Consider the following 12,469-nt stretch of genomic DNA (forward strand, 5'->3'; position numbering starts at 1 on the left):
TACCTCAAGAGCACTACATTCCAACCAAAAACATCGCCAAAATACTTATTAATCAGCTATTGTCAAACTAAAACTGCAATTTTTAGGTGATTTTTTTATTGATTTACTTGTGTTTCTTCAGGCTCAGAAGCTTCAAGTTTATCTTGTTCTGCTAAGAAGCTATTATCATCTTCTAAGGCCTTGTTGTTCCATCTGTTCTTGATATTACCCGTTCCAGCAGGAACTAATCTTCCAACTATTACGTTCTCTTTTAAACCGTTTAATGGATCAACTTTCCCTTTAATTGCAGCGTCTGTTAATACTCTTGTTGTCTCTTGGAAAGATGCAGCAGAAATGAATGATTCTGTTTGAAGTGAAGCTTTAGTAATACCCATTAAAACTCTTTCTCCAACTGCAGGAGTTTTGCCTTCAGCAACTAATTTTTCATTAGTATTATCAAACTTGATTCTATCAACTACTTCACCCGGTAAATAGCTTGAATCTCCAGATACCTTAACTTCAACCTTCTTAAGCATTTGTCTTAGAATTGTTTCAATATGTTTATCGTTAATAATTACACCTTGTAATCGATATACTTCTTGAACTTGATTAACAAAATATTCTGTTAATTCTTTAATACCTAAAATTCTTAAAATATCATGCGGTAATGGCTGTCCATCTAAAAGATATTCACCTTTTTGAATTTTTTCACCAGGATTAAAGTTAATGTGTTTTCCTTTTGGAATTAAATAATTTGATGGTTCTGATCCGTCTTCTGGAACAATCGAAATTCTTTGTTTACCTCTAACTTCTTTTCCAAAAACAACGCTTCCATCATTTTCAGCAATAATAGCACTGTCCTTAGCTTTTCTAGCTTCGAAAAGTTCAGCTACTCTTGGAAGACCTCCGGTAATATCTTTAGTTTTTGTTGTTTCTTTAGGTAATCTTGCAATAACATCGCCAGCATAAACTTTTTGACCATCTTTAATTGATAAAATCGAATCTGGTACTAAGTAATATCTAGCTTCATTGTCATCTGCTTTTTTAATTACATTTCCTTTTTCATCTCTTAAAGTAATTCTTGGTTTTAAATCTGTACTCTTAGATTGACCTCTCCAATCAATCACAGATTTTGATGAAATACCAGTTGCATCATCAGTAGTTTCTTGAATTGATACACCATCTATTAAATCAACATAACTTGCAATACCACTCTTTTCAGCAATAACTGGAGTTGTATATGGATCCCATTCACAAATTTTTGTATTTGCTTTAACTTTATCTCCATTATTAAAAAATAATCTTGATCCATAAGCAACTTTATAAACTGCTATTTGAACTCCTTTATCATCCTCAATAGAAAGTTGAGTATTTCTTCCCATAACAATTAAATTCTTTTTAGAATCTTCTAAAATATTTGAGTTAATAATTTTCAATGTTCCATCGCTTTTGCTGATAATTTGGTTATCTTGTTTAACCGAAGCTGTTCCCCCAACGTGGAACGTTCTCATCGTTAACTGCGTACCTGGTTCTCCAATTGATTGAGCTGAAATCATACCAATTGCTTCACCCACATGCACCATTTTACCTCTAGATAAATCTCTTCCGTAACAAGTAGCACAAACACCCTCTTTAGAACTACAAGTCATTACTGAATAAACTTTTATAGATTTAACACCTGCTGCATCAATTTTATCACAACCTGCCTCGTCAATCATTTCAGACTTTTTGATTATAACCTCACCACTTAAAGGATTTTTCACTTCAGCAGCTGTAACTCTACCTAGTGCTCTTTCTGCCAAACTAACAACTACATTACCCCCCTCTAAGATCTCTGATAGTTCAATAAAACCTGGTTCTTCACATTTAATTTTTGTTACTGTTAGATCTTGAGCAACATCACACAATCTTCTTGTTAAATAACCAGAGCTTGCTGTTTTAAGGGCGGTATCTGCTAATCCTTTTCTTGCGCCGTGTGTAGAATTAAAATACTCTAAAGCTGTTAAACCTTCTTTAAAGTTAGAGATAATTGGACTCTCAATAATTTCACCTGAAGGTTTTGCGATTAATCCTCTCATACCAGCTAATTGTTTCATTTGCGCTGCTGAACCTCTAGCACCGCTATCAGCCATCATAAATACTGAATTTATTTTTAAACCCTCTTCAGTTTTTTCAGTTGCAGAAATTCTTTTCATCATTTCACCTGCAACTTTATCAGTACATTTAGACCATGCGTCGACAACCTTGTTGTACTTCTCTCCTCTTGTAATCAAACCTTCGGCATATTGAGTTTCATAATCTGCAATTAATTTTTTAGTATCATCAATTAATTGAGTTTTATTTTCAGGAATAATTAAATCATCTTTTCCAAATGAAATTCCTGCTTTAAATGCATGCTTAAATCCTAAATCTTTAAGCTTATCACAGAAAATAACTGTCGTTTTCTGACCACAGAATCTGAAAACCACATCAATTATTTCAGAAACAACTTTTTTTGGTAGCAATCTATCAACTAATGAAAATTTAATATTGCTATTTTTTGGTAATAGGTTGGCTAATAAAAATCTTCCTGCAGTTGATGTATATTTTTCAATCTTTTTATTTCCTTGTTCATCAACAGTTTCATATCTTGAAATAATAGTGCTATGAACGTTAATTTCACCTGAAGATAATGCAAACTCTATTTGATCAGAATTAGTAAAGTATCCAGACGGTTTATCTGATACCGGTTCCTGTGAAAGATAATATATTCCTAAAATCATATCCTGACTTGGAACAATAATAGGTTTACCGTTTGAAGGTGATAGAATGTTGTTTGTTGATAGCATTAATATTCTTGCTTCCAACTGAGCTTCCAAACTTAATGGTACGTGAACAGCCATTTGGTCACCATCAAAGTCAGCATTGAAAGCAGCACAAGTTAAAGGGTGTAGCTCAATTGCATCACCTTCAATTAATTTTGGTTCAAAAGCTTGAACACCAAGTCTATGAAGTGTCGGTGCTCTATTTAATAAAACAGGGTGCTCTCTTACGATTAATTCTAATGCATCCCATACAGCATTAGTTTCTTTCTCTACTAATTTTTTAGCTTGTTTAATTGTAGATGCTAAACCTAATTTGTTTAATCTTGCGTATAAAAAAGGTTTAAATAACTCCAAAGCCATTTTTTTTGGTAATCCACACTCATGTAATTTTAAGTCTGGACCGACAACAATTACTGATCTTCCAGAGTAATCTACCCTTTTTCCTAATAAGTTTTGTCTAAATCTACCCTGCTTACCTTTAAGCATTTCTGCAAGAGATTTGAGTGGTCTTTTACCTGTTCCAGTAATAACACGACCTCTTCTTCCATTATCGAAAAGAGCATCAACAGATTCTTGAAGCATTCTTTTTTCATTTCTAACAATGATGTCTGGAGCTTTAAGATCCATTAATCTTTTTAATCTATTGTTTCTGTTAATAACTCTTCTATATAGGTCGTTAAGATCTGAAGTAGCAAATCTACCACCATCTAGTGGAACCAAGGGTCTTAATTCTGGTGGAATAACTGGAACCACAGTCATAATCATCCACTCTGGTTTTTGACCAGTTTCGATAAACGACTCTATTAGTTTTAATCTCTTAATTGCTCTTTCTTCATTAACTTTAGATTTAGTCTCTTTAATAAAGCTAATAAGATTTTTTCTTTCTAATTCTAAGTCAAGATTTTTTAACATCTCAAGAACAGCTTCTGCTCCAATACCTGCAGTAAAGCTTTCTTCTCCAAATTCATCTTGATATTTAGCTAATTCCTCTTCATTTAAAAGTTGGTTTTTTTGCAAACCAGTTAATCCCGGTTCGATTACTATAAAATTTTCAAAATAAAGAACTCTCTCGATCTCTTTCAACTTCATATCTACCGCAAGTGCAATTCTACTTGGTAATGATTTCAAGAACCAAATATGTGCCACAGGAGTTGCAAGATTAATGTGGCCCATTCTCTCTCTTCTTACATTAGATTTTGTTACCTCAACGCCACATTTTTCACATATGATACCTCTAAATTTCATTCGTTTATACTTTCCGCATAAACATTCATAATCTTTGATTGGACCAAAAATTCTTGCACAGAATAGACCGTCTTTTTCTGGTCTAAAAGTTCTATAATTTATAGTTTCTGGTTTTTTTATTTCTCCAAATGTCCAAGATTTAATTTTTTCAGGACTAGCTAAAGAAATTTTAATACTATTAAAATTTTGCGCTTCTGAAATTTCGCTTCCTTTAAATAAATCAGTTAATTCTTTTTTCATTAATTAAGCTCCACGTTTAATGCTAATGATTTAATTTCTTTAACTAAGACGTTAAATGACTCTGGAATACCAGACTCGAAATTCTCTTCACCTTTAACTATAGTTTCGTAAACTTTAACTCTACCAGCAACATCATCAGATTTTACAGTCAAAATTTCTTGTAAAGTATAAGAAGCACCGTAAGCTTCAAGAGCCCACACTTCCATTTCTCCAAATCTTTGACCACCTAATTGTGCTTTACCACCAAGAGGCTGTTGTGTAACCAAACTGTAAGGACCTGTAGATCTTGCATGAATTTTATCTTCAACCAAGTGATGAAGTTTCAGCATATAAATTATTCCAACAGTAACTGGTCTATCAAATTTTTCTCCAGTTCTTCCATCCCACAAATAAGTTTGACCAGATCCTGGTAAGTTCGCTAACTCTAACATGTCAGTTACATTTTTCTCTTTAGCGCCATCAAAAACAGGTGTTGATATTGCAATACCATTTTGTAGATTTTCACACAGGTCTTTAAATTCGTTCTTACTTAATTTGTCTACTTTTTCATTGAAAGTATCTTCTCCATAAACAGACTTTAAGAATTTTTCTATTTTTTCAGTTCTTTCTATTTTTTTGTTATTTTCATTAACTAAGTTTTTAATCTTTTCACCAAATTCTTTACAAGCCCAACCTAGATGGGTTTCTAAAATTTGACCTACATTCATCCTACTTGGAACACCTAGAGGATTTAAAACAATATCTACTGGTCTACCATCTTCTCTATATGGCATATCTTCAACAGGTACTATTTTACTAACAACACCCTTGTTACCGTGCCTTCCTGACATTTTATCACCTGGTCTTAATCTTCTCTTAATAGCTACAAAAACTTTTACCATTTTCATAACACTTGGTAATAAATCATCACCACTTCTAATTTTTAAAACTTTATCTTCAAATCTTTCTGTAATGTCCTGTTTTGCTTTGTTGTATTGATCTTTAAGTTGTGCCAAAGTTGCTTCATCATTTACATTTCCAACTGTTATTTTAAATACATCATTTATAGAAAGATTGTTAATTACATCAAAATCAAGTTTTGTTCCTTCAGATAAATCTTTTACTTTTTTAGTTAATGATGATCCTGATAGAATTTGTGAAGCTCTTTGTTTTATACTTCTCTCTAAAATTTCTTCCTCCACTAATTTATCCTGCTGAACTTGTTCAATTTCAGCTCTTTCAATAGTTATTGATCTTTCATCTTTTTCAATACCATGTCTGTTAAATACTCTTACATCAACAACTGTACCACTAGCACCTCGTGACATTCTCAAAGATGTATCGGTAACATCAATAGCTTTTTCTCCAAAAATTGATCTTAATAGTTTTTCTTCTGGTCCTGATGCTGAATCACCTTTTGGTGTAACTTTTCCAACTAAAATATCACCAGCGTTTACTTCAGCTCCAATGTAAACTATTCCTGACTCATCAAGATTTTTTAAAGCTTCCTCGTTAACATTAGGAATATCTCTGGTAATTTCTTCTTCTCCAAGTTTTGTGTCTCTTGCCATTATTTCGTATTCTTCAATATGTACTGAAGTAAATACATCGTCAGTTACACATCTTTCTGAAATCAAAATTGAGTCTTCAAAGTTGTAACCTTGCCATGGCATAAATGCTACTGTTACATTCTTTCCAAGTGCTAATTCACCTAATTTTGTTGATGGACCATCTGCAATAATATCGCCAGATTTAACTTTATCACCAACTCTAACAAGTGGTCTTTGGTTAATACATGTATTTTGGTTTGATCTTTTAAATTTTTGTAAGTTATAAATATCTACACCTGATTCACTAAAATCAGTTTCTTCTGTTACTTTAATAACAATTCTCTTACCATCAATTTTATCAACAACTCCATCTCTCTTAGCAACAATCGTTACACCAGAGTCTAAAGCCACATCACTTTCAATTCCAGTACCTACCAATGGAGATTCTGGTTTTAAAAGAGGAACTGCTTGTCTCATCATGTTAGAACCCATTAGAGCTCTGTTAGCATCATCATTTTCCAAGAAAGGTATTAAAGAAGCTGCAACAGAAACAAGTTGTTTTGGTGAAACGTCGATATAATCAATTGCATCAGGTTTTGATAAAAGGAAATTTAAATTTTGTCTGCAAGAAACAAGTTCCTCAACTATCTTTCCATTTTTATCTAACTTTGTATTTGCTTGAGCAATTGTAAATTTGGTTTCTTCCATTGCAGATAAATACTCAACTTTATCCTGCACAACTCCATCTTTTACTTTTTTATATGGGCTTTCAATAAAACCATATTTATTTATTTTTGCATAAGTTGATAAACTATTTATCAAACCGATGTTTGGTCCCTCTGGAGTCTCAATTGGGCAAATTCTTCCATAATGAGTAGGGTGAACGTCTCGAACCTCAAATCCCGCTCTTTCTCTCGTTAATCCACCTGGTCCTAGAGCAGAAACTCTTCTTTTATGTGTAATTTCAGATAATGGGTTCGTTTGATCCATAAACTGTGAAAGTTGAGAGCTAGCAAAAAAATCTTTCAATGAAACAGTTAGTGGTTTTGCGTTAATTAAATCCTGTGGCATCGCAGATTCTACATCTAGAGTAGTCATTTTTTCTTTAATAGCCCTTTCCATTCTATAAACACCAATTCTTGCTTGGTTTTCAACTAACTCACCTACAGAACGTACTCTTCTATTTCCTAAATGATCAATGTCATCAACATCATCCTTACCATCTCGCAAATCTAACATTTTGTGAATGATTGCAATAATGTCATCATTTCTTAAGATTGTAATTTTATCAGAACACTCTTGGTTTAGTCTTGAATTCATTTTCACTCTACCAACATCAGATAGATCATATCTGTCTGAGCTAAAGAAAAGATTACTAAATATTTGAGTAGCTATTTCTATTGTTGGCGGCTCTCCAGGTCTTAGCATTTTATATATTTCAGTTATAGCTTCATCTTTAGAGTTATTTTTGTCTGCTAAAACTGTTGTTAATAAATATGGTCCTTTATTTATGGAATTTGTTACAGAAATTTGTAAAGAGTGAATATTTGCATCCAATATTTGTTGAATAATTGCATCATTAAGCTCGGTACCAATTTTAAACGTACCCTCTTCTTCATCACTCACTTTAACATCTCTATGTAAGAATTTTCCAAAAAGAGATTCCCTTGAAACTAAAATATCTTTAAGTCCATCGTTAGCTAATTTTTTAGCATTTAAAAAATTTATCTTATCTCCTAATTTTATTACTACTTCACCAGTTTTTGCATCAATTACTTCTTCTGAAAAGTTTTTAGCTTTATAATTTTCAGGGTTAAATTTAGTTTTCCATTTTTCTGTCTTAGAATCAAAAATGTATTGCTCACTATCATAAAATTCATCAACAATTTCTGACTTAGAAAAACCTAAAGCTAAAAGCAATGTTGAGGCAAATATTTTTTTCTTTCTATCGATTTTAAAATATAAAAAATCTTTAACATCATATTCAAAATCTAACCAGGATCCTCTGTTAGGTATTACTCTACAATTAAATAATAATTTACCACTTGCATGTGTTTTTCCTTTGTCATGATCAAAGAAAACACCTGGACTTCTATGCATTTGGTTTACAACAACACGTTGAACACCATTGGTAATAAACGTTCCACTGTTGGTCATCATAGGAACTTCACCCATGTAAACTTCTTGTTCTTTTGCTGATAAAATATCTTTAGTATTGTTCTCTTGATCTATTTCGTAAACAACTAATCTTAAAGTACATTTAAGAGCTGAGGAATATGTTAAACCTCTTGTTATACATTCTTCAACATCAAATTTAGGTTTTTCTAATCTGTATGAAACATATTCAAGAGTTGCCTTGTCATTCAAATCTTCAATTGGAAAAATACTTTTGAATACTCTATCAAAACCTTTTGTTAATTCGGTTTCAGCATAGAATTCGGTTAATTCTTTGTAAGAATTTTTTTGAACTTCAATAAGATTTGGTATTGATAAGCTTTCTTTTAGTTTACCAAAACTTTTTCTAATGTTTTTCTTTTCAGTAAAAGATAATTGCATCTATATTTATTAATACTGATTAAAAATAATCAGTATTTGAATTCTTTCTAATTAATTTATTTAAGTTCTACTTTTGCGCCAGCAGCTTCTAATTTAGCTTTGATCTCTTCAGCATCTTTTTTGTTAACACCAGATTTAACTTCTTTTGGTGCTCCCTCTACTAGATCTTTTGCTTCTTTTAAACCTAATGAAGTAGCTGCTCTTACTTCTTTAATAACATTAATTTTTTTATCACCTGCAGAAACTAGCATGATAGTGAAATCATCTTTCTCTTCTGCTGGAGCTGCACCACCTGCTGCTGCTGGAGCTGCTGCTGCCATTGGAGTTACACCCCACTTTTCTTCTAACTGTTTTGAAAGTTCAGCTGCTTCTGCAACAGTCAAACTTGATAAATCTTCAATAATTTTATTTAGGTCAGGCATATTTTTCTACTCTTTGGGTTGTGTTTCAGAATTTTCTGCGGACAAACTACTCATTTTTTCCGAATGTGCAAGCAAAATACTAATTAATTTTGAAGCTGGAGCGTTTAAAATACCTACAATATTGGCTCTTGCTTCATCCAGTGTAGGTAAACTAGCAACATTTTGGACACCGGCTTGATCCAAAACCTCATCATCCATTATTCCACCAATTAATTTAAGATTCTCATTATCTTTGGCAAATTTAGACAAAATTCTTGCAGACATTATTGCATCTTCACCAAATGCAACTGCTGTTGGACCTGTGAAAAGATTAGATAAATCTTTACACTTAGTTTTTTCCAACGCTAATTTTGTAATTCTGTTTTTAGTGATCTTAAAGACAATTCCATGCTCTCTCATTTTTGCTCTTAAATCATCTAATTGAGTCATTGTTAAGCCTTGATAGTGTGTAACCATCACTGCTTTACTGCTCTCAAATTTAGAGGTCATTTCTTCAATATAATTTTTCTTTTGTTCTTTGTTCATCATAGTTATATCGATTTTCCTAATTTAACTTTGTATGAAACACCCATAGTTGAAGTTGCAAAAACACCTTTTATTAAATCACCTTTGAGTGTGTTGTTAGACTTTTCTTTTTCTAATGCATCTATTATTGCATTATAATTTTTTAATAATTGATCATCACTGAATGATTTTTTTCCAATACTTACCCCGATATTTCCATCTTTATCATTTCTAATTTCAACTTGTCCTGATTTTGCATCAGTAACTGCTTGTTTAATATTTTCAGATACTGAACCAAGTTTTGGATTTGGCATTAATCCTTTAGGACCTAATACTTTTCCTAATTTCGAAAGTTTAATCATCATTCCTGGTGTACAAATTAATTTTTCAAAATTTAAATCCCCACCTTTTATTTGTTCAACAAATTCATCTCCACCAACAATATCTGCACCTGCATCTTTTGCTTCTTGAGCTTTATTATCTTCACAAACAACAGCAACTTTTACTTTCTTACCTGTTCCTCCTGGAAGATTTACTACAGTTCTGATGTTGACTTCACTTTTCTTTTGTTTGTTATTTATTTGAAAACTTAAATCTAGAGATTCATCAAATTTTGTTGTGCAGTTTTTTTTCAGTTCAGGTAATAATTTTTCAATGGACTCTGCATTTAAGTCTTTGGTTTTTTCTGGTAATTTTTTATATCTTTTTGAAGACATTATTCTTTCACCTCTATACCCATTGATCTAGCTGAACCTGCAATAATTTTTACTGCTTCATTTATATCGTGGGCATTTAAATCATTCATTTTTTCTTTAGCAATATCTTCTAATTGTTTTTTTGAAATTGAAGCTACAATATTTCTCCCTGGCTCTTTTGATCCACCTTTTAATTTAACAGCTTCTTTAATATAAAAAGATGCTGGTGGTGATTTAATTTTAAAATCAAATTTTTTATCTTTATAAACAGTAATTTCAACTGGAACAGGTTTTCCAGCCATAGATTTTGTTTTGTCATTAAATGCTTTACAAAATTCCATTATATTAACGCCACGTTGACCCAAAGCAGGACCAACAGGAGGAGCAGGATTAGCTTGTCCGCCTTTAATTTGTAATTTTATAAATCCACTTATTTCTTTTGCCATTAACTTACTTTCTCAACTTGGTTATATTCTAAATCTACCGGTGTTGGACGACCAAATATAGAAACTGACACCTTAAGTCTAGCTTTTTCTTCATCAATTTCTTCAATCATTCCATTAAATGATGCAAATGGACCATCAACAACCTGAACTTTTTCACCAACGCTATAATCTATACCAGATTTTGGCTGAGCCACACCATCTTTAATTTGGCCTAAAATCTTCTCAACTTCCTTATCAGAAACAGGTACTGGGATGCCTTTTGATCCAAGGAAACCACTAACTCTCTTTATTCCTTTGATCATATGATAAATATTGTTATCCATTTCACTCTTTATTAATACGTATCCAGGAAAATATTTCTTTTTTCTTTGAATTCTCTTTCCTCTTTTAACTTCCGTTACATCGTGAGTTGGAACTATAATTTCCTCGAATTTCTCACTTATTTTAGCCTTATCTGCTTCTTCTTTAATTAATGAAGCAACTTTATTTTCAAAACTGGAGTGTGATTGAACAATGTACCAATTTTTCATTAAATACTCACCTTTAACAACAATTCTAAGAAGAATTTAAGAACCTGATCTAATAAAAGAAAGAATAAAGACATTACAACTGCCATAACGAATACCATTAAAGCACCTTGCAAAGTTTCTTTCCAAGTAGGCCAAGTAACTTTGAAAGCCTCTTGTTTTACTTCCTGAATAAATTTAATCGGGTTCTTCATAATTCTTTAGCTCAAATTGGCAGGAGCGGAGGGACTCGAACCCTCAGCCTCCGGTTTTGGAGACCGGCGCTCTACCAATTGAGCTACACTCCTATTTATAGAGTTACTCTATAATTTTAGTTACTACTCCTGCTCCAACAGTTCTTCCACCTTCTCTAATAGCAAAATTTAATTTTTCTGCCATTGCAATAGGTGTAATCAGTTTAACTGTGAATTTAGCATCATCACCTGGCATAACCATTTCAGTACCTGCTGGTAATTCTACTTCTCCTGTAACGTCTGTTGTTCTAAAATAAAACTGCGGTCTATATTTTGTAAAGAAAGGAGTGTGTCTTCCACCCTCGTCTTTTTTAAGAATATAGGCTTGAGCTTCAAATTTAGTATGAGGAGTTATTGATCCAGGCTTACAAAGAACTTGACCTCTTTCAATGTCAGTTCTCTCAATACCTCTCAATAAAATTCCTACGTTATCACCAGCTTCACCAGAGTCTAAAAGTTTTCTAAACATTTCTACTCCAGTACAAACTGATTTTTTTGTTTCTTTAATTCCAACGATTTCAACTTCTTCACCAGTTTTAATTACACCAGATTCTACTCTTCCAGTTGCAACTGTTCCTCTTCCTGAAATTGAAAATACGTCCTCAACTGGCATCAAGAATGGTTTATCAACTTCTCTAGCTGGTTGTGGAATATGTTCATCAACAGCTTTCATTAATTCTAAAATTGAATTTTTTCCAATTTCATCATCTCTTTTTTCAACTGCTGCTAAAGCCGAACCTTTAACGATTGGAGTTGTATCTCCAGGATATTTGTATGAAGTTAAAAGTTCTCTAATTTCTTCTTCTACAAGTTCAATCATATCTTTATCATCAACTTGGTCTACTTTATTTAAGTAAACAACAATTGCTGGAATACCAACTTGTCTTCCTAAAAGAATATGTTCTCTTGTTTGTGGCATAGGACCATCAGCTGCATTAACAACTAATATTGCTCCATCCATTTGTGCAGCACCAGTAATCATATTTTTTACATAGTCAGCGTGACCAGGGCAGTCTACGTGAGCATAGTGTCTTTTCTCAGTTTCATATTCAACGTGTGCTGTTGAAATTGTAATTCCTCTTTCTTTTTCCTCTGGAGCTTTATCGATTTGATCGTATGCTACAGCTGTTCCACCACCAGCTTCAGCTAATACATTTGTTATAGCTGCAGTAAGAGTTGTTTTACCATGGTCGACATGACCAATAGTCCCAATGTTACAGTGGGGTTTACTTCGTACGAATTTTTCTTTTGACATTTCTTTTTAACCTCAGTTTTTTTTTTTGTTTCTT

The 12,469-nt window shown here is 32.5% G+C and carries 9 protein-coding genes and 1 tRNA gene; all 10 read right to left on the reverse strand.

Annotated elements, in window-relative coordinates; genetic code table 11:
• Window positions 1-95: 95 nt before the first annotated feature.
• Window positions 96-4,268, reverse strand: coding sequence for a DNA-directed RNA polymerase subunit beta' (rpoC, locus tag ACTTA4_RS02875; RefSeq protein WP_440633450.1), 4,173 nt, complete (start codon window positions 4,266-4,268; stop codon window positions 96-98).
• The gene (gene rpoB / locus ACTTA4_RS02880) at window positions 4,268-8,353 is read right to left on the reverse strand and encodes a DNA-directed RNA polymerase subunit beta (RefSeq protein ID WP_440633451.1); all 4,086 of its coding nucleotides are present in this window, start codon (window positions 8,351-8,353) and stop codon (window positions 4,268-4,270) included. Before rpoB ends, rpoC begins: the two co-directional genes overlap by 1 nt.
• 56 nt (window positions 8,354-8,409) lie before the next feature.
• On the reverse strand, window positions 8,410-8,775 hold the full coding sequence (gene rplL / locus ACTTA4_RS02885; RefSeq protein WP_262589092.1) for a 50S ribosomal protein L7/L12: 366 nt from the start codon (window positions 8,773-8,775) through the stop codon (window positions 8,410-8,412).
• Between the two features lie 6 nt (window positions 8,776-8,781).
• Complete coding sequence (gene rplJ, locus ACTTA4_RS02890; RefSeq protein ID WP_428081222.1) at window positions 8,782-9,300, reverse strand: 50S ribosomal protein L10; 519 nt, start codon at window positions 9,298-9,300, stop codon at window positions 8,782-8,784.
• Between the two features lie 5 nt (window positions 9,301-9,305).
• Complete coding sequence (gene rplA / locus ACTTA4_RS02895) at window positions 9,306-9,995, reverse strand: 50S ribosomal protein L1 (protein ID WP_440633452.1); 690 nt, start codon at window positions 9,993-9,995, stop codon at window positions 9,306-9,308.
• The gene (rplK, locus tag ACTTA4_RS02900) at window positions 9,995-10,420 is read right to left on the reverse strand and encodes a 50S ribosomal protein L11 (RefSeq protein ID WP_262589090.1); all 426 of its coding nucleotides are present in this window, start codon (window positions 10,418-10,420) and stop codon (window positions 9,995-9,997) included. Before rplK ends, rplA begins: the two co-directional genes overlap by 1 nt.
• On the reverse strand, window positions 10,420-10,950 hold the full coding sequence (gene nusG, locus ACTTA4_RS02905) for a transcription termination/antitermination protein NusG (RefSeq protein WP_262589089.1): 531 nt from the start codon (window positions 10,948-10,950) through the stop codon (window positions 10,420-10,422). The genes rplK and nusG overlap by 1 nt, the downstream gene beginning before the upstream one ends.
• Window positions 10,950-11,141: a preprotein translocase subunit SecE gene (gene secE, locus ACTTA4_RS02910; protein ID WP_262589088.1), complete on the reverse strand. Its 192-nt coding sequence runs from the start codon at window positions 11,139-11,141 to the stop codon at window positions 10,950-10,952. Before secE ends, nusG begins: the two co-directional genes overlap by 1 nt.
• A gap of 17 nt (window positions 11,142-11,158) precedes the next feature.
• A tRNA-Trp gene (locus tag ACTTA4_RS02915) sits at window positions 11,159-11,234 on the reverse strand.
• A 10-nt stretch (window positions 11,235-11,244) separates the two neighbouring features.
• Window positions 11,245-12,435: an elongation factor Tu gene (gene tuf / locus ACTTA4_RS02920; protein ID WP_262589086.1), complete on the reverse strand. Its 1,191-nt coding sequence runs from the start codon at window positions 12,433-12,435 to the stop codon at window positions 11,245-11,247.
• Window positions 12,436-12,469 lie beyond the last annotated feature (34 nt).

The sequence above is a fragment of the Candidatus Pelagibacter sp. HIMB1485 genome, assembly GCF_052048055.1.
In the GTDB taxonomy this organism is placed as follows: Bacteria; Pseudomonadota; Alphaproteobacteria; order Pelagibacterales; family Pelagibacteraceae; genus Pelagibacter.